Raw genomic sequence first — 20,893 nt, 5'->3', positions numbered from 1 at the left:
CGTCCCCGGGACGGAGCCCGTATGATTGGCCCGGCTGAGGGACAGCGCCTCATGCATGCGCGACGGGGAGTGACTCATGACACTGCGACAGCTCCGCTATCTGCTGGCCATTGTCGACAACGGCCTCAACATCACCGCCGCGTCGGAGAAGCTTTTCACCTCGCAGCCCGGCGTCAGCAAGCAGATCCGTCTGCTGGAGGAGGAGCTGGACCTGCGGTTGTTCGAGCGCAAGGGCCGCAGTCTCGCCAGCGTCACGCCGGCGGGCCGGGAGGTGGTGGCGCGCGCTCGCTCCGTCCTGCAGGAGATCGAGAATATCCGCACGCTCGCGCTGAATACGCGGCACGAGGCGGAGGGAACGCTGGCCATCGGCACGACGCACACGCAGGCGCGCTACGTGCTGCCCGGCGTGGTGGCAGAGTTCCGCGAGCGCTACCCGAACGTCACGCTCGAGCTGCACCAGGGCACCTCGGAGCAGATTGCCGACATGGTACAGGCGCGACAGATCGACTTCGCCATCGCCACCGGCGGCCAGGACCTCTTCTCCGACCTGGTCATGCTCCCCTGTTACCGCTGGGATCGGGCGATCCTGGTGCCCCGCGATCACGAACTGACGCAGCTCGACGGGCCGCTCACCCTCGAGACGCTCGCCCGGCACCCGCTGGTCACCTACGTCTTCAGCTTCAGCGGCGAATCCTCCCTGAAGCGGGCATTCGCAGCCGAGGGCCTCACGCCCGACGTCGTCTTCACTGCGCGCGACGCCGACGTCATCAAGACCTACGTACGCATGGGCATGGGCGTGGGTATCGTCGCCAGCATGGCCCACGACTGCGGTGAGGAACTCGTGGCCATCGATGCCGAAGGACTGTTCCCCCGATCGACGACGTGGATCGGCTTCCGCCGGGACACGGTGCTGCGACGCTACATGAGCCATTTCATGCAGCTGTTCGCGCCCCACCTGAGCGACTCCCTGGTGAGCCGCTGTCTCGCAGCCGGCGACCAGAGCGAGGTGGACCGGATCTTCGCCGATATCGAACTGCCGCTGCGCGGCGGCTGCGCGGGGTAACCCCACCCACAGACGATCAGCCGGTCTTGCCGAAGTCCATCTCGTGCAGACCGCACTCTCGCTTCAGGCCGAAGAAGCGGGTGCCGGCTGCGTCCACCACCTCGTGTATCGGCCGGGTCGTGTGGATGTCGCCGATGGAGACATAGCCCTCCTCCCACAGCGGGTGATAGGGCAGACGGTGACGCGTGAGATAGCGATGCACGTCCCGATCGCTCCAGTCGATAATCGGGTGCAGCTTCCAGCGCTCGCCGTCGCCGGAGACCACCGGCAGACGCTCCCTCGTCGCCGACTGCTGGCGGCGCAGGCCGGCTATCCAGGTACCGGCGCCCAGTTCCGCAAGGGCGCGCTCCATCGGCTCCACCTTGTTCTCCCGATTGTAGGCGTTTATGCCCCGCTCGCCCTGCTCCCAGCGTCGGCCGTGGCGCGCCTCCTGCCAGGCGGCGCTCAGTTCGGGACGATAGACGCGCAGGTCCAGTGCCAGGCGGTCGGCGAGTTCGTCCACGAAGCGGTAGGTCTCCGGGAAGAGGTAACCGGTATCTATCAGGATCACCGGGATGTCCGGCTTGATTCGCGTGGCCAGATGCAGGCTCACGGCCGCCTGGGCGCCGAAGCTGGAACTCAGTACGTGTTGGCCCGGCAGGTACTCGAGCGCCCATTCGATGCGTTCGGCTGCACTCCGCGGCGCCAGTCGCTCGCTCGCCGCCTCCGCTGCGACTCGCCGACTGTCGTGCTCGCCGAGCGCCCTCATGCCACCTTGTCCTCGTCGGCGCGGAAGTCCGGCCCGGAGGTCACGGCGCGGATCACGCCCGCGCGCACGAGGAAGTCGCCGAAGTGCTCGTCCGGCCAGCGGTCGGCGGCGTACCGGGCGAACAGGGGGTCGAGTTCGGCGAGTATCGTCGCCTCGTCGATGTTCTCACGGTGCAGCCGGTTCAGCCGCTCGCCGTTGAAGGCCGCGCCGAGATACAGGTTGTAGCGGCCCGGCGCCTTGCCGACCAGGCCGATCTCCGCCACGTAGGGCCGCGCGCAACCGTTCGGGCAGCCCGTCATGCGTATGACGATCGGCACGTCCGCGAGTCCGTGGGCGGCCAGCCGCTCCTCGAGGCGGCCGACCAGTTCGGGCAGATAGCGCTCGCTCTCGGCCATGGCGAGCCCGCAGGTCGGCAGTCCCACGCAGGCGAGGCTGTGGCTGCGCAGAGGTGACGGCGTCCCGGCCCCATCGACGCCGTTGCTCACGAGTATTTCCGCGCACCGCTCGCGGTCATCGTCGTCGAGCCCGCTCACCGTGACGTTCTGGTTGGGCGTCAGAATGAAGCGACCGCGCCCGAGATCTGCAATCTGCCGCAATGCCGTCATCAGCGTTACGGATTCCCGGTCGGCAATGCGTCCGTTCTCGATGAAAAGCGTGCGGTGCCAGCTGCCGTCGTCGCCCCGTATCCAGCCGTAGCGATCACCGGTCGTCTTGAACCGGAAAGGCCGTGCCGGCGCCAGCGGCACACCGGCCCGCCGCTCGACCTCGCCGCGGAACCATTCGACGCCGCGATCCTCGATGGTGTATTTCAGCCGCGCGTGTTTGCGATTGGTGCGATCGCCGTAGTCCCGCTGGGTGGTGACGACCGCCTCCGAGATCGCCACCACCTGCTCCGGCGTGCAATAGCCGATCACGTCGCCGAGCCGCGGCCACGTCTCCGGCTCGCCGTGGCTCGCGCCCATGCCGCCGCCGACGACCACGTCGAACCCGGCGAGTTGGCCGTCTTCCTCGATGGTGATGAAGCCGAGGTCCTGGGAGAACACGTCGATATCGTTCTCCGGCGGCACGACGAAGCCCATCTTGAACTTGCGGGGCAGATAGGTCCGACCGTAGACCGGCTCGTCTTCTTCGGCCGCGGAGTTCAGCTTCTCGCCGTCCAGCCAGATCTCGTGATACGCGCCGGTTGCGGGTGTGAGGTGGGCGCTGACCTGATCGGCGAGTGCCGCGACCCGGGCATGCAGCGCGGAGCGCCACGGGTTGACCGCCGCCATTACATTACGGTTGACGTCGCCGCAGGCGGCCAGCGTATCCAGCAGGCAGTCGTTGATGCCCCGGATCGTCTCGCGCAGGCGCGTCTTTATGACGCCGTGGAACTGGAAGGCCTGGCGGGTCGTCAGCCGCAGCGTACCGTTCGCATGCGTGCGCGCGAGCTCGTCCATGGCCAGCCACTGGTCCGGGGTGCAGACGCCGCCCGGGACACGGGCGCGGATCATGAACGAATACGCCGGCTCCAGCTTCTGCCGACGCCGCTCACCGCGCACATCGCGGTCGTCCTGCTGATAGATGCCGTGGAACTTGGAGAGCTGGGTATCGTCCACGGCCAGGGCGCCGGTCAGCCGGTCCTCCAGACTCCGCTCCAGGGTGCCGCGCAGGTTGCGGCTGTCGGTCTTGATCCGTTCGACGTCGCTCGGTATGCCGCTCATGCCGCCTCCTCAGTACACGTCGCGCTGGTAGCGGCCGGCGCGACGGAGTTCCTTAAGGTAATCCTCCGCCGCGGCCGCCGTACGGCCGCCCGCTGCGGTGATGACTTCAACCAGGGCGGCATGCACGTCCGGTGCCATGCGCTTGGCATCGCCACAGACGTAGACGTGGGCGCCCTCTTCCAGCCAGCCGTAGATGTCGCGGGCCTGCTCGCGCAGGCGGTGCTGGACATAGATCTTCTCCGCCTGGTCCCGCGAGAAAGCGACGTCCATGCGCTCGAGCACGCCTTGCTTGCGGAAGCGCGCCCATTCGATCTGGTAGAGGAAATCGCTCGAGAAGTGCCGGTCGCCGAAGAACAGCCAGTTGCGCCCTCGGGATCCGGTCGCCTCGCGATGCTCCAGGAAGGCGCGGAACGGCGCCACCCCGGTACCGGGTCCGATCATGATCACCGGCGCCGACGGATCGGCGGGCAGACGGAACCGCGGATTCGGCTCGACGCGCACCTCCAGCGTCGTCCCGACCTCGAGCGCCGCGAGTGCGGTAGACGCCGATCCGAGGTGATCGCGGCCGTAGGCCTCGTACTCGACCGCCGCTACCGTCAGGTGCACTTCTTCGGGGTTCGCCAGCGGACCCGATGCGATCGAGTAAAGCCGTGGCTTGAAGCCGCGCAGGCAGCCGACGAACTCCTCCGCCGACAGGTCGGCCGGGTGGTCGTGCAACACGTCGATCACCTGACGGTCGGCCAGGTACGCGGCCAGCTGCGAACGATTTCCGTTATCGAGCAGCGCCGTGAGGGCAGAGGCGCCACTCGCATGCGCGTAGCGCTCGAGGAATCCGGCGCTGACCTTGGTGATCTCGCAGTCGCCGGCGAGCGCTTCTGCGAGGATGCGGCCGTCCGCCAGCACGGCGTCGCCGTCCAGGCCGGTGCGCATCAGTATGGCCTCTACCACCGCCGGCGGATTGCGGGTGACTACGGCCAGCGAGTCCCCGGGCTCGTACGCAAGCCCCTCGACCGCCAGCTCGATGTGGTGGACGCGCTTGCCGGAGTCCCGCCCGGTGATGCGCTGATTGGCGACCACTTCCCCGACGACCGGGCCTGCGGCGGCCCCAGACTCGAGCCCGTCGGCATCCTGCCCGGACGGTACCGCATGCAGCCGCGGCGTCGGCGACTCGCCGAGCCGTTGACGGGCGGAGTTGAGTACGGCTTCGCGCCAGCGGGCGGCCGGTTCGTCGTAGTCGACGTCGCACTCCACGCGCTCCCCGAAGCGGACGGCGCCGAGCGCGCTCAGCCGCTCGTCGAAATCCCGTCCCGTACGGCAGAATTCCGCATAGCTCGAGTCGCCGAGCGCGAGCACGCTGAAATGCAGGGACTCGAGGCGGGGCGCCTTCGGCCCCGCCAGGTACTCGTGCAGCATCTCGGCGTCGTCGGGCGGGTCGCCTTCGCCATGGGTGCTCACCACCACGGCCAAGAGCGTCTCGCGTCGCAGTTCGGCGGGCCGGTAGTCGGCCATGCTGACGAGCCGGGCCGTCAATCCGCTTTTATCCGCCTCGCTCTGCATCGCCTCCGCGATACGACGACCGTTCCCGGTCTGCGAGCCGTACAGTATTGTCAGCCGCTCGCGGCTCTGCGCCGTCGGGTTGCTGCGTGCGCCCCCCTGCGGCTGCCCCGTCGCCGCGGCGAGTCCCGCCAGGTAGCCGCTCGCCCAGGTCAGCTGGTCCGCCGATAACCCGGCGACCGCCGAGTCCAGTTGCCCACGCCGCCCCTCCGTAAGTGGTGGCTCAAGCCTGTCTGCTGCCAGTCCGCTCATGTTCCGCCGTCCTGCAAGGCCCGTTTCGATGGCCTCGGCCATCACCGTCTGCGCACGGTACGGGCCCGGCGTCGAGCGGGGAACGTATTTCTTGTTATTGGGTTATGCAGTCCGGCGCATATGCCCGCCTGCCGCAGCGAGCTGCGACGGAAATTGCGCAGCCTACCCCAATGGCATACGCTCATCGCCGACCTCGGTCTGCCTGGTGACCGGGCGCCGGAGAAGGTGCATCCCCCGAATCAGCAAACACGCCATCTCGCAGGTATGCGCATGTACATCATCTTTCTCGTCCTGATGTGGGTCACACCGGCGATCATCGCGGGAGCACTCGGCTGGACCGGTATCTGGGGCACGAACTCGGCGTTCCTGGATTACCTGATCCCGTCCACTGTGACCGGCGGCTTCCTCCACCTGCCCTCATTCGCCGTGGGAGTGCTCGCTGTGCGCTACTTGCGGAATTCGAACGAAGGGTCACGCTCACGCTGGGTTGGCGCCATCGCGGCAACGGTGATGCTCTCGGCGCTGGTCCTTCAGATCGATTTCCGTGAGTTGAACCTGTGGCTGTACACCGATTATGAGCCACACGGCTTCCCGATCGACTTCGAGGGAACGGCGGTTTTCCTGTTTGTCGCCAGTGATGCCTTCTGGGTGTTGATCTACGCCATCGCCAGGGGCGCCGCACCGAGCCTCGCCCAGAGCGCACTTGCGCCGATAATACCCGTCGCCGTAATCGCCTTTAATGTGCTCGGATACCAGTCCCAGGGCGTCGAACCGGGTCACGTGTTCCATTACGGCTACAGCATGCGGGGCGAGCAGCAAGGTCAGGATCAGGCCTGGGTTTACACACCCACCGCTTACGACGAAGCGCTCTTTCGAAAATGGCTGGAAGAGAGCGAACAGGTGCGCGCGCCCTGGAACAGTCCGACAGCGCAGCACCTCGCTGTCTACTTCGTCGACAGCATGGACAGCATCAAGCGGCTTGGTCGCGATGATACCGAGCACGTAGTTGCGACTTTGTGTCTCTACGAGGAAGATCGCTCCGTCGTCGCGCATGAGGGCATGGCGGATTGCTTCTCCACCCGGCCAACGCTCGTTCAGCGTGTCGTACAGCTCCGCGATCAGAACCCGACCGGTCTGGGACCGGAGATCGATCAGTGGTACGCGTACGCTCTGTTATGCGCCGATGTAAGCGTGCCGGAGGAACGGGACGAGGTGGCCATACATTCCGCCTGCCGGCGCTTCCTTGAACGGCAGGCGGATTTCAGCCGCAGCATACAGACGCAGTTCGGTCCCGACTCGGATCATTCCCGGTTCGTACGCGAGGAGTGGACTGCGTTGGGCTTCCGAAAGAGCCCCGAGTGACTCCAGCCAGAACTCCATAGTCTGGAATCCGCGTTGTCCCAATCTGTTCAGCTCCCCACGATCCAGACGCGGCGCCTTGGATCGACCTGGCTTCGCCCGACGATTCCCGTTCATCCCGCGTAGAGCCCGATCGTCACTTGACGGAATAGAAAGTGAAAATCTAGACTTTCCAGATTGGCAAGTCACGGACAGACCAGCCGGAAATGACCGAATCGACAAACCAGGAACCGCTTTCTCCCGACGCTGCCGCACGCACAGAAGCAGCCGCCCGAGAAGTCCGCCGTGATTCCGCGCGCGTCATCCCCGCGACCCCGCTATGGTACGAGGCCGCATGGCTCGGCATCATCGGCGCTCTGGTCGTGGCGGTGGCCCTGCCGTTTCCGCTCAATCTGCTCCTCGTTGCCCTGCTGGTGTCATTGCTGAATCGGCTGATGTCGGCGTATCGGAACCGTTATGGCCTCTGGATATCCGGATTTCGGCCCGGGCGGACACGACGCATCGCGATCGCCCTCTCGGTTCTGATCTATCTGACCATGGTGATGGCGTGGTTCGCCGCTCATTACCACTCCGTGCTCTGGCCCGTTGCTGCCGGCGCACTGGGGGCGGTCCTGTTGTCCTGGGGGTTGTCCCGCGCGTGGATGCGGGCGCTCCGCCACGAACTCGAAAATCAGTGAGCCGCGCGCGATTCGACCCTCTCATTCATGCGGAGACGCGCCTTCGAATATGCGCGCTGCTCTCCGCCTTCGACGAGGCGGAGTTCACCCTGGTAACGGACCAGTTGAACATCTCGGATTCGGTGCTCTCCAAGCAGGCCGCCGCGCTCTCCGCGGCGGGATACCTGCAGATCACCAAACGTCCCGCCAATGGCCGACAGCGGACCTGGCTCGCCCTGACGCGCGCCGGTGAGAGGGCCTTCGCCGGCCATATGGGGGCACTGAGGCAGATTGCCGAACAACCCGTTCCCCGGCCCCCTCGAGTGCGGGGATAGTCAACCGATTCCAGGCAGAGGAGTATCCTGAATGTCCCGACAGACCTTCGTAGCACTTCTTCGCGGAATCAATGTCAGCGGCAAGAACAAGTTGCCGATGGCCGACCTCCGTGCCCTGTGTATCGAGATCGGGTGCGAGAACGTCCAGACCTATATTCAGAGTGGCAATCTGGCGGTCACGTCCGCACTGGCGGCCACGGAGCTCGAACAGCGTCTGGAGCAGGCTATCGAGCAACAGTGCCGGCTCTCCGTGCCGGTATTGGTCCGCACAGCGTCCGACTGGAGCCGTTACGTTGACAGCAACCCCTTCCCCGAGGAGTCGAAACGGCACGCCAATCGGGTCGTCCTCACGTTGAGCAAGCACCCGCCGGACAGCGACGTGGCGGCCAAGCTGAATGAACGCGCTGCCCATGGGGAGCACGTCTTGAGGGAGGGCGATGCCCTCTGGATACATTACCCGCAGGGCATTGCCCGCTCGAAACTCGTGCCAGCCGTCATCGAGCGGCTGGCAGGATCACCGGTAACCGCGCGGAACTGGCGCACGGTCGCGAAACTGCACGAGATGAGCGGGGGCAAATGATGCTGTCTTCGAAGCTGCGCGACTGTCAGCACCTTCGTTCAACGCTGGCGACATCGCGCAACGAGCCCTTTATCGATCGCTACTGCATCAACGCCGCGGGCAGAACTTCTTGCCGAAATGTTCGCTCCGCTACGCCATAGTCGGCGCGGATGTCCCATCCGTTAAACACAACGACAAGGTCAAGTTCGGGAATCACTGTCAGCCGCTGACCGCCAAAACCACCCGCTAAATACGCCATTGGTTCACCGACCTTGCGCTCGGGCAGCCACCATTGGTAGCCGTAGCCGGTATTCTCTTCATTGTTCTCGGGCGCAATGTCGGCGACATGCGACGTGACCGATTGGCGAACCCAGCCTTCCGAAAGCACACGTTCGTCTCGCCAGATTCCTCCGCGCAGAAAGAGATAGCCGATCCGTGCGAGGTCGTGGGCAGTCAGATAAAGGCCGCCCATACTGTCAGCCTCGCCGTCCGGCGTGATTTTCCAGTAGTAGGTATCAATACCAATGGGGGCAAACAGCCGTTCTTCTGCCCATTGGTCGATTCTCTTCCCCGTCGCGACACCGACGATTTTGCCGAGGAGGACAGTCACTCCGTCGTTGTACTCAAAGACGGTTCCGGGATCTGCATCCATAGGGCGGTCGAGCACAAATTGTATCCAGGCCTCCGAGTTCTCAAGTGCCACCGTGCTGTGCGTACTGTCCTGATAACCGCCTTCCGTCTTCCAGTCGATGCCGCTACGCATGGTCAGCAGCTCTGCAAGCGACATCGCTGCCTTGCGGGGGTCCGAATTGTCGAATTCGTATTCCGCGAAAAAAGGCAGTACCGGTACATCAATGTCTTCAATATATCCTGCCTCCAGCGCAAGCCCGAGCGCCGCCGAGGTCACGCTCTTCGTCACCGATTGCAGGGAATGCAGGTCCGTTCCGTCGTAGTACGGATGAAAGTCGGTATTGTCGTAATCGTACTGCGGATCGCGCGTATTGATGCCTACCTTCTGATCCGGACGAACCGTTGCAGCGATGGACCCATAGTCACGTACGAATTTCTCGTCGACGACGACACGCCCATGACGGATCAGCAGGAAATGATCGACCAGGCCATACCTGCCCGAGCGCAGGTCTTCTACGAAGCGATTGATCGCGGCAGAGTCGAAGCCTTCGGCCTCGGGTGTTGAGACGATCCAGTCATCATCAGGCCAGGAATACGAATACGGCGCGACGTCAGCGTTCTCCTGTTCGGGACTGCATCCCGTAACGAACAGGGCAAGGACAAGGGCGGTTGCTTTTGCGATCCTCGGCATTATTGATCCCCTGTGATGCCAGTATTCGATGAATTCGGCTCAATGTCCGGCGCCAATCAATATGCCGACATCCCGGACTACCTGATCAAGCGAGCGGAACGACTCGGGTTTCCGGACATGGTGTGCTTCACATGGTAACAGCCACATTCCGGCAATCCGGCCAGTGAATCAAGAACTGTGACGCCAGCTACTCGCGTAGCGACTTCATTTCGCCAGCGCGATGATGCCCGGGCGCGAGCGTCGCCCTGTCCCCGGTTTGACTTCATATTTGTGCAGGCGTATACCAACCTGACAATAGAAAGCGTCTCTGTAGGGGGATTTGTACGGGGGCCGTCATGAAACACCCGCTTCTCACGCTTGCTGTCGTCGTCGTTGCCGGCGCCCTTGTAGTCTCCGCCATCCAGTTGTCGGATATTTCTCCGGGCCCGGAACGGCAGACCGAAGAATCCGGGACTTTCATCCCGCCCATTGCACCGGTCGGCGCAACACTGCTCGACGGACTGGGCAACTATAGCCGCAAGATCACCACCGACAGCGAAGAGGCGCAGCGCTGGTTCGACCAGGCGCTGATGCTGACGTGGGGCTTCAACCACCAGGCTGCGGAGCGATCGTTCCTCCAGGCGATCTCGGTGGACCCCGAGTGCGCCATGTGCTGGTGGGGAGCGGCGCTGGTGCTGGGACCGCATGTCAATGCCGGTATGGACCCCGCCAACAATGCCGCGGCCTGGGAAAGACTGCAGCGTGCTCGCAGCCTGGCGGGATCGGCCGAGCCCTGGGAACAGGCCTGGATCGACGCGCTGGGCGCACGCTATGCGGAAAACCCCGGCGGCGACCGAACGGCGCTCGACCGCGCCTATGCCGATGCAATGAAGCGGATCGTCGCAACTTACCCGGACGACCTCGACGCCGCGACCTTCTACGGCGAAGCACTGATGAACCTGCAGCCATGGAACTACTGGACGCCCGAGGGCGCACCGGTTGGCGAGACGCTGCATATCGTAGACGTGCTTGAAGGCGTCATCGAGCGAAACCCCGATCATGCCGGCGCCCTGCACCTGTACATACACGCGGTCGAGGCGTCGAACGAGCCCGAGCGCGGTGTCGCCGCGGCCGACCGCCTGCGCACGCTCATCCCGGGCTCGGGCCACCTGGTCCACATGCCGGCGCACATCTACGCCCGGGTCGGGCGCTGGCACGATGCCGTCATCGCCAACCGCCGCGCGATCGAGGCCGACGATGCTTACCTCGCCGCATGCAGGCCGGGACCCGGCATCTATCCGCTGGGCTATGTGCCGCACAACCATCACTTCCTGTGGTTTGCCGCAACCATGGCCGGAGAGCAGGACGTCGCCATGGAGGCCGCGGCATCCACCCGCGAGCGCACCAGCGATCCGGACCTGATGCGCACGCCGGGCTTCGAGCCCATGCAGAACTTCGCACTCACACCGCTGTTCGCGCGGGTTCGGTTCGGCCGCTGGGAAGAGCTGCTGGAGATGCCGAAACCGGCCGACGACCTGCCATACATGGTCGCGATGTGGGACTACGGCCGCGGAATCGCTGCGCTGCGTACGGGCGACGTCGACACCGCGACGAGTCATCACGCACGCCTGGTCGAGTTTGCGAATAGCCCGACGATCGAGGCCATGACCGCCTGGGACCGTTATTCGCTGATCCACGGCGTGCGTATCGCCGAACGCACGCTGGCCGCCGAGCTCGCCTGGCATGCCGGAGAGCTCGACGCCGCAACGGATGCGATGAACAAAGCCATTGCGATCGAGGACGAACTTCCCTACGACGAACCGCCGGCGTGGCACCACCCCGGCCGCCTGGTGCTGGGTGCGATACTGCTGGACGCGGACAGGCCCGCCGAAGCCGAGAATGCATACCGCGCCGAACTGAAGCGCAACCCGGAAAACGGCTGGTCGCTCAAGGGCCTGGAGCAATCGCTGGCAGCTCAGGAGCGAGACGATGAGGCCCGCACAGCGGCCGAGCGCTTCGAGCGCGCCTGGGCGCATGCGGACTTCGAATTGGTCTCGACGCGGCTGTAATCCGAACGCCCCACCGGGCGCGGAATCAGGGCGAAGGCAGCGCGGCGAGGTCGTCGCGCAGCTTGGCCGCGTCGAAGGGCGGTCGCCAGTAGGCCGCCATTCGACCCAGCGGGTCGATCAGCGCCACGGCCGTGGCATGATCAACGGTGTATTCCCCGTCGCCGGTGGGCACGCGCACGTGGGCCATCTGCAGGCTGCCCAGGAGTCGGTCGAGTTGTTCGCGTTCGCCGGTCAGGCCGACCCAGTCTTCATCAAACCAGGCCAGATACTCGGCCAGGCGTTCCGGGGTATCACGCTCCGGGTCTACGCTGACAAACACCGTCCGGAGCGCCTGACTCCGGTCGAGTCCGCGTTGCGCGGCTCTCAGGATTCCTAGGGTGGTCGGACAGACATCCGGGCAGTGCGTGAAGCCGGAGAACAGGAGCGTCCATCGACCTTCCAGGTCATCGCGCGAGAACGATGCACCAGTCTGATCGAGGAGATCGAATGTCTCGATCGGCCAGGGGGGATTTGCGACACGCGCGTGCTGCAACGAGAGTGAGTCGGCGCGTTCATCGCTGCAGCCGACGATGGTCAGTAACGCCGCTAACGCCAGAATCGCGCGCGGTCTGAGCATGATCTGCCGCTCCTGTGACTTCCATTGCAATCGGTCGTCCGACCATACGAGCATATGGCCGGCCTGTACACATGGCTCTCACCCATGGGCATCATGATGCAAGCCGCTCATCTTGCGAAGTCCAAAACAACTCCCCGTTGGACATGTGCCGGAAGTGCACGCCATCGAGATCCTTGAAATCGGCATCCTGGGTCCGGACGATACCCTGAGCACTTTGCGCGTTCGTTGCGTTGCTCGCTCGCCGTCCGAGTGTACCCTCTCGACTATCGGTATGGTTGCGCACTCCCGCCAAACGGCACACCATCGCATTATCCGGGAGTTGCAGGTCCAGGATTCATGGATCCGGCAGAATGACCGTCTATTCAAGTGATAAATCGGCGTCGGTAGCCTCCGAATCTCGGTCGGAGCCCCACGAATACGCCTCACCGCCGTGTTTCCTTCACGAGATGGATCCCGATTACGGCGGTGATCTCCTCGCCGATGCGCAGACTCCGCGGTCATCCTGCGCCGAGGACATCAGGCGCTGGCGAGCTGGCCAACGAAAGCGCCTTCGTGCCCGACGAGAACAACTGTCTGCCGACGCCAGGGCGGATGCGTCATCACGGATCATCGGAGAACTCCACGCGTCCCGTCTGACAGAGGGTCATGAATGCATCGGACTCTACTGGCCACTACCGGGGGAGATTGACCTCCGACCGCTCGCGCATCCCTGGGTGAAACAGGGAATTGAAGTTGCCCTGCCCGTCATCGAGGAGCCCGGAAGGCCCCTGACGTTCTGGGCGTGGCGACCGGATATGCGGATGACCGAAGATGGACCCTGGTCGATTCCGCGGCCGTGCAGCCGACGCCGGGTGGAGCCGACGCTGCTCCTCGTCCCCATGATCGGATTCGACCGGGGTCTTCATCGGTTGGGCAATGGCGGCGGATATTACGATCGTACGCTCGCGGCCATGCAGCCGCGGCCCGTTGCCGTGGGCATTTGTCATGAGTTCGGGCACATGCCTACTGTTTATCCTCAGGCGCACGATTTCCGCATGGATGCCGTGGTCACCGAAAGCGATAACCAGATGGACGATCATCAGTCCGGGAATCCACCGTGAACCTCATCGCACAGCGGTGCTGGCGCTCACTGCAAGACGGCGGCACGGAGTACGCAAGCCTGTGGCGCAGCGGTCGTACGTATCTCCTCGAGGGCATGGCGATCCGCTTCGCCGAGGGCTTGTGGCGCCTGGACTACTGCGTGCGGCTGGACGACGAGTGGTTTACTCGCGACGCGGTGGTCAGATGGTCACACGGCGACGCCTCCGGACAACTCGATCTTGCTCGCGACGCGGCCGGTCGATGGTCACGTGACAACGCGAGCGATCACTCTCTTTCCGGCTGCACCGATGTGGATTTCGGCTTCTCCCCGGTCACCAATCTGATGCCGGTCCGTCGCTTGGGCGGCGATACCGGAGCCTGCGTGGCGGTGCATGCGGCGTGGCTGGTATTCCCGGACCTCGAACTCCGGCCTGCCCGCCAGACGTACACGCGAAGGAGCGCTTCCACCGTCCTCTACCAAAGCGCCAGCGGGTTCAGCGCCGAGATCTCGGTCGATGAATTCGGGTTCGCGGTCGACTACCCCGGCCTTTGGTCGGGCGGGTAACGCGGAGCGCCATACAGGTAAGAACCCCTACCGGCCTCATCCCGCCTTGCCGCCATGCGGACAGCGGTGCGGCTTGATATCGAGCAGCGGCGTGCCGTCGACACAGTCGAGACCGCGCACGGTGACCACACCGTCCTCGATCCCGACCAACCGCACCAGCGACGTGCCGATGGGATTGGGCCGGTTCGGCGAGCGCAGCGCGAAGGTCCCGACGGTCCGGCCGTCGTTGCCCGGGCTCTGCGCCACGAGGTCGCGTCGGCTGCGATCGAGCCAGTACAGCACCTCGAGCTTCTCGTTGCCTTCCAGCCCTTCCAGGGCGGGACGCCAGATCGGCGCCACCACCAGGCGGCACTCGGGGCCATCGTAACTGCCCTGCCGCGGGCACGAGTCCCGATCGGGCCAGGGCGTGCGGATCTCGCCGATGAAGCGAAGCCGTGCATCGTCGGCCACGCCGGCATCGACGGTGCGTTCGTTTCGTCGAATCTCGTCACGGCTGCTCATTCGTGTTGCCCTCCATTTGCTTCGCTGCGGGAGGTGCTGCCGCCGGGTTGCAGGCCGTACATCCGCTTCATCGTCCCGGTCTGGAACAGCAGCGCCGAAGCGAGCGTAATGACGATAACGCTTCCAATGATAGCGGCCATCCGCGCGGCGGGCGCGCCCTGTGCCAGACGACTCTGCATGAGCTCATACAGAGTGTGCGCCCATTCGGCCGCGCCCAGAATCAGGGCCACCTGGATGACGCGGGCGGCCCAGGCGCTGCGCACGAGGAGAAGTCCGATAAGTGCCAGCGATACCGCAACGCCGAACACGTTACCGTAGCGCAGGTAATGCGCGCCGAGTATCGCGAGACTGAGCACGATGAGCAGAAGAAATACAGCTTTCATGTCTTGAAAATCATCTCTATTCATGATGAACCGCCGACGGCGACGGGCGTGTGAGTATGAATAGCGCCGCCCCGCTCAGAATCACTACCTGCACGGCGATGATCCACAAGGGAGCGCCGATAAGCCAGGTGGCTATGGGCGTCAGCAACAGGACAACCAGGGCCACCCGTTTCGTCTTGCGGTCGATGCTGCCCTCGCGGTGCCAGTTCTCGATCAGAGCCCCGAAGGAAGGGTGATCTCGCAGCCAGCGGTCCAACCGCTCCGAGGAACGGGCGAACGCGAAGGCGGCGACCAGCAGGAACGGCGTCGTGGGCAACAACGGCAACACCACGCCGACGGCGCCGATGGCGAGAGACGTCAGGCCTGCCGCCAGCCAGAAGATTCGTACGCCTGTTCTCACGATGGCAGTTCGTCACAAGGGGATCGGCACCGGCAAGGGTCCGCGCACTCTACCGGGCCCATCCCTCGCCCGCTTCCCCCGACTGCAGCGCCCGCACTTCGGCAAGGTCGGCCGGCGGCTTCAGCCACATGGGTTTTTCCGCCCTCGCCCATTCGAGCAACGCGGGGGGAAACTCCTCCTCACTTTCCACGCGCCAGGACAGGAGGTGATAAATGGCCTTGCCTTCGCCGGCGAAGGCCGGCAGCGCGCCGTAGCGCTGCCAGCTCATCTGATGAGGCTCGTCCATGCCGTCGTCGAGATGCAGGAAGAAATCATAATTCTCCCAGGCCTCGTATCGCCGTCCGTCGGGCAAGGGGAAATCCAGGAAAATCGCCGCCGTCACCGCCATCGTATCGTCGCCCAGCATGCGATAGCGCATCCCGTCCTTCGCCCTGATCTTCTGGATGTGATCACCGACACCCTGTTCGACGTCGCCGTAGATCTTTCCGTCTTCCAGCCGATAAGTGATGAGCTGGTAAGGGTAGGCAATGGGCTCGACGGATCGTCCCTGGTAATCCGTCAGGATGTCGCCGGTCACGGGATCCGTGTAGGCGAACGTTTTACGGGTCAGATGGATGACCTCACCGCCCGGCTCGTCGGGCCAGATCACCGTCGAGCTGTCGAACCCGACCATGCCGAAGAGCTTCTCGCCGGAGGGGTAGGAATAGACTCCGCCCTCGGCAATCCAGTGGACAGGCTCTCCCGTTCCGGCACGGGCATCCACCCAGATTCGCAGCGCCTCCGGGGCCGCGTCCCGTGCCGAGGTCTCGGTCGGCGTTGCGCCGCCTGCGGCACCGGCAGTCGCAATGATCAGGCTGACGAGAAAGACGATTCGGCGCATGACTATCCTCCTGTGAAAGATACGGTCCGCCCCGCTGTGTACCCGTAACGCGGTCCTGGAGCTCCGAGACGAACCCGGCAATGGTATCGAACACGAGCCTGATACGCCGGCTGGTGTGCGGTTCTCGATGAGCGTACCAGCCTCGCCGGCACCTCTATCGGCGGCAGGACCGCCCGGCTAGCAGCTGGCGTAACTCCAGGAGGCGGCCGACGCCCGCCTCACCGGTCCGCGCCGGAGCCAGTCCAGTACCCGGTCGGCGCCGAGCGAATCGCAGGACTCCGCCCGGCAGACGCAGGCGGGACCGCCCCCCGCAAATATTCGTTCTATCCGCCGATCATCCACAATCGCGGCGTACGGCCGGGTGGTAATGCCGGTCTCACCCGCAGCGTCGGGCGCCAGCATATCCATGCCCCGGGTAAACTCCGCATCCCCGTCCGGCAGCATCAGCACGTTCCAGATATCGAGGCTGTAGGCCCACTGGAAGACCACCGGCGCCGTGTTCACCGAGAGACAGTAGATCTCGTCGATCCCGGCCCGCAGGAACTGCCCGTAGTGTTTCTCGTAATCCAGCAGGAGCGTCGAGGCGCACCCGGGGCGGATCTCGCCCGGCGAGGCAAGCAGCAGCACGCGGCGCCCGCCGAACAGTTCCGCGGTGTCGGTCGGTTCCCAGCGGAACGGGTTCTCGCGGCCCATGTCCTCGCCCGGCAGGCGCAGATCGAAGGTCATGTCCGGCACCGTTGTCGCGGCCATGGGTGTTGTTACGCGGGCATGGGGGCTGAGACCATTCATCGGCACCGACCATACCATCTAGATGCAAATGATTCGCATTACGGTTTATACTGATGGGACTTCCACAGCCGCGGCAGACGCAGATTGCCGCGGAGTCATACCATGAACCCCACCAGCGAGGATCACCATGCAGACACGGCAATACTGGATCACCGCTCTCATACTCCTGTGCCTGGCAGTGCACCCCGACTCGCCCGCGCTGGCGCACGGTGAGATGGACGAGGGACACCTCGAGGAGTTTCACCTGCATCTGGACGACTATGAAGAAGAGGTCGAGGCACTGATTGCCGACGTCCGCGGCATCGTGGGCGCCCGCGCCGACGGCGGCAGCGACGGCCCCGGCGTGGACGAACTGATCGGGCACTGGGAAGAGGTGGGCGTGCACGCCGCCATCGAGACGAAGGCCACCGTGACCTATCCGGACATCTGGCAGGCACTGGTCGCCTTCAGACAGGCCGTCGAGAAGGATCGGGGCGCGGATGCGGTGGCGGCCGCGGCGCAGGATCTCGAGGCGGCGCTGTGGCAGGGCTATGGCGCGCTGCGCCTCGCCGCTACCTACTCCGACGACGAAACGGGCTAGGGGGCCAGCGCTCTGTTGTCCGCGACCTGCCCGACCTGCCCTGTCCGACCGTCGGCAGGTCGTCCGTGACGGGCGAACAGGGCAGCACCACGATCGCGGCCACGGTGTTCGTCGTACTGGCCGCTTTCTGCTGGGGGCTCTCCGGCGGGATCGGCGGCATGCTCATCGCCGCCGGCTGGGACGCCTACCTGGTCTCGTTCTATCGCGGCGCCATCGGCCTCCTGTTCGTGCTGGGCTGGCTCGTGGTCCATCCCCACCGCACCGGTCTGTCCGACCCGCGTCTGTGGTTCTGGTCGGTGGTCGCCGGCCTGGGGGTCGCCGGTAACTTCACCTTCTATTTCGTCAGCATCGCGGAGGGCAGCGTCGCGGTCGCGGCCACCCTGATGTACTGCGCGCCCGTGTTCGTCTTCCTGGTGTCCTTCGCACTGAGGCTGGAAACACCCAGCGTCCGCAAGTGGATCGCCATCGCGCTGGTAATGGTCGGCATCGTACTGCTCACGCGTGTCTACGATGCCGGCGCGGCCGACGTGACGCTCCTGGGCGTGGCGGAGGGACTGCTCGCCGGTGCCTGCTATGCCCTGTTCATCTTCGGTTTCAAGTACGCGGCCCCCCACGGCAGCCCGCCGGCGATCCTCGCCATCGCCTTCGCCGTCCTCGCCGCCGTCCTGATCTGGCCGAGCGACGCCGGTCGGGTCACCGCCGTCCTGGCTGCGCCGGAATTGCCGCTGTTCGTGGCCCTCGGCGTGCTCGGAGCCGGGCTGTCGTTCATCCTCTACGTGGTCGGCCTGAGCGAGACGGCGCCGGCCGTCGCCGCCATCGTCGCCATGATCGAGCCGGTCACGGCATCGCTGTTCGGGGTGCTCGTGCTCAGTGAGGCCCTGACGGCCACGCAGCTGATCGGCATGGCGCTGATTCTCCTCACCGTGACCGCTCTGAGCGTGCGGGCGAGCCGCTGAGCTCTGGCACCCGTCTGCGGAGAATCCCCCGCTCTTCTGTTACGAACGGGTTACCGGGGACAGCCCCGGGAGAGGCAGAAAACCCCAAAAACAGGAGGTTGCCACCCCCCGCGGTTTACCCCCATTTTCGGGGCGGAAGAAGTGGACTATTCTCGGACCGAAATACCGGCGGGATGGCAATGAAGAATCAGAATACAGAGAGCGTAAACGGAGCCGGATCGGTCGAGTCCTATGATGCGGCGCTCTCCCCGATCGACCTCGTAGACCAGATTCAGCGCAGGGCTTTCCGGGAACGATTCAACCGGGCGCCCGGCCAGGCCTATCCGTCCCTCGACACCGTACGAAGGGCGATTACTCAATCGGATTAGGCCGCACCGGATTTCACGGCTTCAATCGGCGCCGCCCGTTGATCATCGGCCGCACCAGGTCGATGCGCCCGACGTACTGCACGACGAAGACGGCAGCAACGTGGACCAGAGCGCCTATCCACAGGGTATGGGCCGTGTAGGCATGAATCTGCTGCAGCAGGTCGTTGCCGTACAGCGCATCGACTTCCTCGTGCAGCCAGCCGGTGCTCGCCAGCACGGCCACCAGGAAGAACATCAGGTAGATCATGACCGCGCCGAGCGGGTTGTGGCCCGAATTCGCCGGGAGCCTGCGGGCGGCCAGCTCTCGAAAGTGCTCGCGTATGCGGGCCGGGCTGACGGGGAAGTCGGCGAAGCGGGCATGCCTCGTGCCCGCGAAGCCCCAGACGACCCGGACCAGCACCGCCGCCGCGGCGGTATAGCCGAGCCAGGTATGAACGTCCTCACCCGGCTCCGTCAGCCAGTAATTGGCGAGGACGACAGCGGCCAGCGTCCAGTGGAAGATCCGCACGACCGGATCCCAGATCACGACCGACGCCGGCCGGGTCACCGAATCAGCCTTCTTCCCGCTTGACTACGCTGCCGTCGACCGGGTTGAAGTAGATCTCAACCTTGGTCTCCTGCGGGTCGAACCCGTAGATCTCGTAACAGTTGCCTTCGGTGACCTTGAAGGCGTTGATCTTGTAGCCCTGGTCGATGAGGTTCTGCTGGAACTCATCGGCATCCTGCCAGGCCGAGCGGGGCTCCGTGGTGCACTGGGTGGTCTCCCCGCCGGCGCAACCGGTCAGCACGGCCATACCGGCGGACGCCAGCAGCAAATTTCGTATTCTCATTGCAGTCCTCTGCGGCTGTTGTGAGGGGGAAAGAATCCTATCATACGCTCCTCCCCGATCGGGGCGCTCAGGACGGCCCGCCGAACAGCACCGCCACACCGATCGCGATGAATACGGCGGCAGCGATCGCGTTAATGAGACGCATTGGCAGACGGTCGGCGCTGAAGTGTCCCAGCAGCACCACCGGCACGTTCGCCGCCAGCATGCCGATCGACGTGCCTATTACGACGAGCCAGACCGCCTCGAACTGAGCCGCGAGCACCACGGTGGCTATCTGGGTCTTGTCGCCGATCTCCACCAGAAAGAAAGCGATCAGCGTCGTCAGGAAGGCGCCGTAGGGGTAGCGGGCGGCGGCATCGTCCTCGCTGTCGGGAACGAGAACCCAGAGCCCCATCAGGATGAACGCGCCGGCGATCAGCCAGCGGCCGACGTCAGGCGGCAGCCAGTCGGCGATCATTGCACCGATGGCGGCGGCCACCCAGTGATTGGCGATCGTCGCCAGCAGGATGCCGGCGATGATGGGGGCCGGCTTGCGGAATCGGGCGGCAAGGACGAGCGCGAGGAGTTGCGTCCTGTCGCCGATCTCCGCCAGCGCGACCGAGAATGTGGATATGAGGAGTGCTTCCACGCGGGCGTCTCTGAAATCGGGCGTGTATCTTAGCGGCCGCGCGGAGACTCGGCCATGGCCCGGGCCGCCGCCCGAGTCGACCGCCGGCAGCGCCGCGTGCTGGCGGCCGTGCTCGCGATCAACGCCGCCACCTTCGTCATGATGGTGGCGGCCGCCGTCCTCAGCGGATCGTCCGCCCTGCTCTCCGGCATGCTGGACAACCTGGGCGACGCGCTCACCTACGCGCTCAGTTTCGCGGTGGTGGGCGCCTCGGCGAGGGCGAAGGCGAAGGTGGCCTTATTCAAGGGCCTGCTGATCACCGCCGCCGCCCTGGCCGTGGCCGGGCAGATCGGCTGGAGCCTGTTCCATCCGGGCGTCCCGGTGGTCGAGACGATGACCCTGGCCGCGGTGCTCAATCTCGCCGCCAATGGGGTCTGCCTCGCCCTCCTGACACCGCTGCGCGACACCGATATCAACATGGCGTCCGTCTGGGAATGCTCGCGCAACGACATCTTCGACGGCGTGGCGGTGATCGCCGCGGCGGGCGCCGTCTGGGTGTTCCAGTCCGGCTGGCCGGACCTGCTGATCGCCGCGGCCCTGCTGGCGCTGTTCCTGCGCTCGGCGCTGCGGGTCGTGCGCAACGCGCTGGCCGAACTCCGCCAGCCGGGCCCTCAGCCCTCCGTCTGACGCCGGCCCTTGTATCGGGGCGCGCCGGGATCGATCATACGGACACACTCCTC

The 20,893-nt window shown here is 65.0% G+C and carries 24 protein-coding genes; 11 read left to right on the top strand and 13 right to left on the bottom strand.

Annotation, left to right across the window (positions count from 1 at the left end):
* Window positions 1-76: 76 nt before the first annotated feature.
* On the top strand, window positions 77-1,063 hold the full coding sequence (cysB, locus tag ACJMK0_RS18365) for an HTH-type transcriptional regulator CysB (protein WP_405240592.1): 987 nt from the start codon (window positions 77-79) through the stop codon (window positions 1,061-1,063).
* 16 nt (window positions 1,064-1,079) lie between these two features.
* On the opposite strand, the gene ACJMK0_RS18360 is transcribed toward cysB, so the two are convergent.
* Genes ACJMK0_RS18360 through ACJMK0_RS18350 form a run of 3 tightly spaced genes read right to left on the bottom strand, consistent with a single transcriptional unit; the run spans window position 1,080 to window position 5,320 of the window.
* The gene (locus tag ACJMK0_RS18360) at window positions 1,080-1,811 is read right to left on the bottom strand and encodes a phosphoadenylyl-sulfate reductase (RefSeq protein ID WP_405240590.1); all 732 of its coding nucleotides are present in this window, start codon (window positions 1,809-1,811) and stop codon (window positions 1,080-1,082) included.
* Window positions 1,808-3,514, bottom strand: a complete 1,707-nt coding sequence (locus tag ACJMK0_RS18355; protein ID WP_405240588.1) for an NADPH-dependent assimilatory sulfite reductase hemoprotein subunit — start codon at window positions 3,512-3,514, stop codon at window positions 1,808-1,810. Before ACJMK0_RS18355 ends, ACJMK0_RS18360 begins: the two co-directional genes overlap by 4 nt.
* A 9-nt stretch (window positions 3,515-3,523) precedes the next feature.
* Window positions 3,524-5,320 (bottom strand): assimilatory sulfite reductase (NADPH) flavoprotein subunit, encoded by a 1,797-nt coding sequence (locus tag ACJMK0_RS18350; RefSeq protein ID WP_405240586.1) that lies wholly within the window; start codon window positions 5,318-5,320, stop codon window positions 3,524-3,526.
* Between the two features lie 270 nt (window positions 5,321-5,590).
* Between ACJMK0_RS18350 and ACJMK0_RS18345 the strand changes: the two genes are divergently transcribed.
* From ACJMK0_RS18345 to ACJMK0_RS18330, 4 genes are all read left to right on the top strand, one after another.
* The gene (locus ACJMK0_RS18345) at window positions 5,591-6,682 is read left to right on the top strand and encodes a hypothetical protein (protein ID WP_405240584.1); all 1,092 of its coding nucleotides are present in this window, start codon (window positions 5,591-5,593) and stop codon (window positions 6,680-6,682) included.
* A gap of 203 nt (window positions 6,683-6,885) precedes the next feature.
* Window positions 6,886-7,356, top strand: coding sequence for a hypothetical protein (locus tag ACJMK0_RS18340; protein WP_405240582.1), 471 nt, complete (start codon window positions 6,886-6,888; stop codon window positions 7,354-7,356).
* Window positions 7,353-7,670 carry a transcriptional regulator gene (locus ACJMK0_RS18335; RefSeq protein ID WP_405240580.1) on the top strand — a complete coding sequence of 106 codons (318 nt, stop codon included), beginning with the start codon at window positions 7,353-7,355 and terminating at the stop codon, window positions 7,668-7,670. Before ACJMK0_RS18340 ends, ACJMK0_RS18335 begins: the two co-directional genes overlap by 4 nt.
* A gap of 31 nt (window positions 7,671-7,701) precedes the next feature.
* Window positions 7,702-8,250 (top strand): DUF1697 domain-containing protein, encoded by a 549-nt coding sequence (locus ACJMK0_RS18330; RefSeq protein ID WP_405240578.1) that lies wholly within the window; start codon window positions 7,702-7,704, stop codon window positions 8,248-8,250.
* A 79-nt stretch (window positions 8,251-8,329) separates the two neighbouring features.
* Here ACJMK0_RS18330 and ACJMK0_RS18325 read toward each other — a convergent pair whose 3' ends face one another.
* Window positions 8,330-9,550 (bottom strand): serine hydrolase domain-containing protein, encoded by a 1,221-nt coding sequence (locus tag ACJMK0_RS18325; protein WP_405240576.1) that lies wholly within the window; start codon window positions 9,548-9,550, stop codon window positions 8,330-8,332.
* Between the two features lie 335 nt (window positions 9,551-9,885).
* Between ACJMK0_RS18325 and ACJMK0_RS18320 the strand changes: the two genes are divergently transcribed.
* Window positions 9,886-11,598 carry a tetratricopeptide repeat protein gene (locus tag ACJMK0_RS18320; protein ID WP_405240574.1) on the top strand — a complete coding sequence of 571 codons (1,713 nt, stop codon included), beginning with the start codon at window positions 9,886-9,888 and terminating at the stop codon, window positions 11,596-11,598.
* A gap of 25 nt (window positions 11,599-11,623) precedes the next feature.
* On the opposite strand, the gene ACJMK0_RS18315 is transcribed toward ACJMK0_RS18320, so the two are convergent.
* The gene (locus tag ACJMK0_RS18315) at window positions 11,624-12,214 is read right to left on the bottom strand and encodes an SCO family protein (RefSeq protein WP_405240572.1); all 591 of its coding nucleotides are present in this window, start codon (window positions 12,212-12,214) and stop codon (window positions 11,624-11,626) included.
* Window positions 12,215-12,564: 350 nt separating this feature from the next.
* Between ACJMK0_RS18315 and ACJMK0_RS18310 the strand changes: the two genes are divergently transcribed.
* Entirely contained in the window at window positions 12,565-13,314 is a 750-nt protein-coding gene (locus ACJMK0_RS18310) for a 5-formyltetrahydrofolate cyclo-ligase (RefSeq protein ID WP_405240570.1), read from the top strand.
* Window positions 13,311-13,859, top strand: coding sequence for a putative glycolipid-binding domain-containing protein (locus ACJMK0_RS18305; protein ID WP_405240569.1), 549 nt, complete (start codon window positions 13,311-13,313; stop codon window positions 13,857-13,859). Before ACJMK0_RS18310 ends, ACJMK0_RS18305 begins: the two co-directional genes overlap by 4 nt.
* 36 nt (window positions 13,860-13,895) lie before the next feature.
* On the opposite strand, the gene tsaA is transcribed toward ACJMK0_RS18305, so the two are convergent.
* From tsaA to ACJMK0_RS18280, 5 genes are all read right to left on the bottom strand, one after another.
* Window positions 13,896-14,360, bottom strand: coding sequence for a tRNA (N6-threonylcarbamoyladenosine(37)-N6)-methyltransferase TrmO (gene tsaA / locus ACJMK0_RS18300; protein WP_405240567.1), 465 nt, complete (start codon window positions 14,358-14,360; stop codon window positions 13,896-13,898).
* Entirely contained in the window at window positions 14,357-14,767 is a 411-nt protein-coding gene (locus ACJMK0_RS18295) for a hypothetical protein (RefSeq protein WP_405240565.1), read from the bottom strand. Before ACJMK0_RS18295 ends, tsaA begins: the two co-directional genes overlap by 4 nt.
* The gene (locus ACJMK0_RS18290; RefSeq protein WP_405240563.1) at window positions 14,760-15,143 is read right to left on the bottom strand and encodes a YbaN family protein; all 384 of its coding nucleotides are present in this window, start codon (window positions 15,141-15,143) and stop codon (window positions 14,760-14,762) included. Before ACJMK0_RS18290 ends, ACJMK0_RS18295 begins: the two co-directional genes overlap by 8 nt.
* A gap of 49 nt (window positions 15,144-15,192) precedes the next feature.
* On the bottom strand, window positions 15,193-16,023 hold the full coding sequence (locus tag ACJMK0_RS18285) for a DUF1838 family protein (RefSeq protein ID WP_405240561.1): 831 nt from the start codon (window positions 16,021-16,023) through the stop codon (window positions 15,193-15,195).
* Window positions 16,024-16,200: 177 nt separating this feature from the next.
* Window positions 16,201-16,773, bottom strand: a complete 573-nt coding sequence (locus ACJMK0_RS18280; RefSeq protein ID WP_405240559.1) for a redoxin family protein — start codon at window positions 16,771-16,773, stop codon at window positions 16,201-16,203.
* Window positions 16,774-16,939: 166 nt separating this feature from the next.
* Here ACJMK0_RS18280 and ACJMK0_RS18275 point away from each other — a divergent pair, with 166 nt between their 5' ends.
* On the top strand, window positions 16,940-17,392 hold the full coding sequence (locus ACJMK0_RS18275) for a hypothetical protein (protein WP_405240557.1): 453 nt from the start codon (window positions 16,940-16,942) through the stop codon (window positions 17,390-17,392).
* 65 nt (window positions 17,393-17,457) lie between these two features.
* Complete coding sequence (locus ACJMK0_RS18270; protein ID WP_405240555.1) at window positions 17,458-18,348, top strand: EamA family transporter; 891 nt, start codon at window positions 17,458-17,460, stop codon at window positions 18,346-18,348.
* A gap of 381 nt (window positions 18,349-18,729) precedes the next feature.
* On the opposite strand, the gene ACJMK0_RS18265 is transcribed toward ACJMK0_RS18270, so the two are convergent.
* The 3 genes from ACJMK0_RS18265 to ACJMK0_RS18255 form a co-directional block, all read right to left on the bottom strand.
* A complete protein-coding gene (locus tag ACJMK0_RS18265; protein ID WP_405240552.1) occupies window positions 18,730-19,242 on the bottom strand; it encodes a cytochrome b/b6 domain-containing protein in 513 nt (170 codons plus the stop codon).
* Window positions 19,243-19,267: 25 nt separating this feature from the next.
* Window positions 19,268-19,540, bottom strand: a complete 273-nt coding sequence (locus ACJMK0_RS18260) for a PepSY domain-containing protein (RefSeq protein WP_405240740.1) — start codon at window positions 19,538-19,540, stop codon at window positions 19,268-19,270.
* 73 nt (window positions 19,541-19,613) lie between these two features.
* The gene (locus ACJMK0_RS18255; protein ID WP_405240550.1) at window positions 19,614-20,174 is read right to left on the bottom strand and encodes a TMEM165/GDT1 family protein; all 561 of its coding nucleotides are present in this window, start codon (window positions 20,172-20,174) and stop codon (window positions 19,614-19,616) included.
* Between the two features lie 54 nt (window positions 20,175-20,228).
* Here ACJMK0_RS18255 and ACJMK0_RS18250 point away from each other — a divergent pair, with 54 nt between their 5' ends.
* Window positions 20,229-20,840 (top strand): cation transporter, encoded by a 612-nt coding sequence (locus ACJMK0_RS18250; RefSeq protein WP_405240548.1) that lies wholly within the window; start codon window positions 20,229-20,231, stop codon window positions 20,838-20,840.
* Window positions 20,841-20,893: the final 53 nt, after the last annotated feature.

It is taken from the genome of Lentisalinibacter orientalis, assembly GCF_040706535.1.
GTDB lineage: Bacteria > Pseudomonadota > Gammaproteobacteria > Steroidobacterales > Woeseiaceae > Lentisalinibacter > Lentisalinibacter orientalis.
This window is presented reverse-complemented; position numbering and strand designations above follow the sequence as displayed.

What these genes read in the sequence shown, in the direction of transcription:
- ACJMK0_RS18325 (WP_405240576.1), bottom strand. Translation starts at nt 9,550, where the DNA reads ATGCCGAGGATCGCAAAAGCAACCGCCCTTGTCCTTGCCCTGTTCGTT.
- ACJMK0_RS18275 (WP_405240557.1), top strand. Translation starts at nt 16,940, where the DNA reads ATGCAGACACGGCAATACTGGATCACCGCTCTCATACTCCTGTGCCTG.
- ACJMK0_RS18295 (WP_405240565.1), bottom strand. Translation starts at nt 14,767, where the DNA reads ATGAATAGAGATGATTTTCAAGACATGAAAGCTGTATTTCTTCTGCTC.
- ACJMK0_RS18350 (WP_405240586.1), bottom strand. Translation starts at nt 5,320, where the DNA reads ATGAGCGGACTGGCAGCAGACAGGCTTGAGCCACCACTTACGGAGGGG.
- ACJMK0_RS18315 (WP_405240572.1), bottom strand. Translation starts at nt 12,214, where the DNA reads ATGCTCAGACCGCGCGCGATTCTGGCGTTAGCGGCGTTACTGACCATC.
- ACJMK0_RS18330 (WP_405240578.1), top strand. Translation starts at nt 7,702, where the DNA reads ATGTCCCGACAGACCTTCGTAGCACTTCTTCGCGGAATCAATGTCAGC.
- cysB (WP_405240592.1), top strand. Translation starts at nt 77, where the DNA reads ATGACACTGCGACAGCTCCGCTATCTGCTGGCCATTGTCGACAACGGC.
- ACJMK0_RS18320 (WP_405240574.1), top strand. Translation starts at nt 9,886, where the DNA reads ATGAAACACCCGCTTCTCACGCTTGCTGTCGTCGTCGTTGCCGGCGCC.
- tsaA (WP_405240567.1), bottom strand. Translation starts at nt 14,360, where the DNA reads ATGAGCAGCCGTGACGAGATTCGACGAAACGAACGCACCGTCGATGCC.
- ACJMK0_RS18310 (WP_405240570.1), top strand. Translation starts at nt 12,565, where the DNA reads ATGACCGTCTATTCAAGTGATAAATCGGCGTCGGTAGCCTCCGAATCT.
- ACJMK0_RS18355 (WP_405240588.1), bottom strand. Translation starts at nt 3,514, where the DNA reads ATGAGCGGCATACCGAGCGACGTCGAACGGATCAAGACCGACAGCCGC.
- ACJMK0_RS18360 (WP_405240590.1), bottom strand. Translation starts at nt 1,811, where the DNA reads ATGAGGGCGCTCGGCGAGCACGACAGTCGGCGAGTCGCAGCGGAGGCG.
- ACJMK0_RS18280 (WP_405240559.1), bottom strand. Translation starts at nt 16,773, where the DNA reads ATGGCCGCGACAACGGTGCCGGACATGACCTTCGATCTGCGCCTGCCG.
- ACJMK0_RS18340 (WP_405240582.1), top strand. Translation starts at nt 6,886, where the DNA reads ATGACCGAATCGACAAACCAGGAACCGCTTTCTCCCGACGCTGCCGCA.
- ACJMK0_RS18250 (WP_405240548.1), top strand. Translation starts at nt 20,229, where the DNA reads ATGGCCCGGGCCGCCGCCCGAGTCGACCGCCGGCAGCGCCGCGTGCTG.
- ACJMK0_RS18345 (WP_405240584.1), top strand. Translation starts at nt 5,591, where the DNA reads ATGTACATCATCTTTCTCGTCCTGATGTGGGTCACACCGGCGATCATC.
- ACJMK0_RS18285 (WP_405240561.1), bottom strand. Translation starts at nt 16,023, where the DNA reads ATGCGCCGAATCGTCTTTCTCGTCAGCCTGATCATTGCGACTGCCGGT.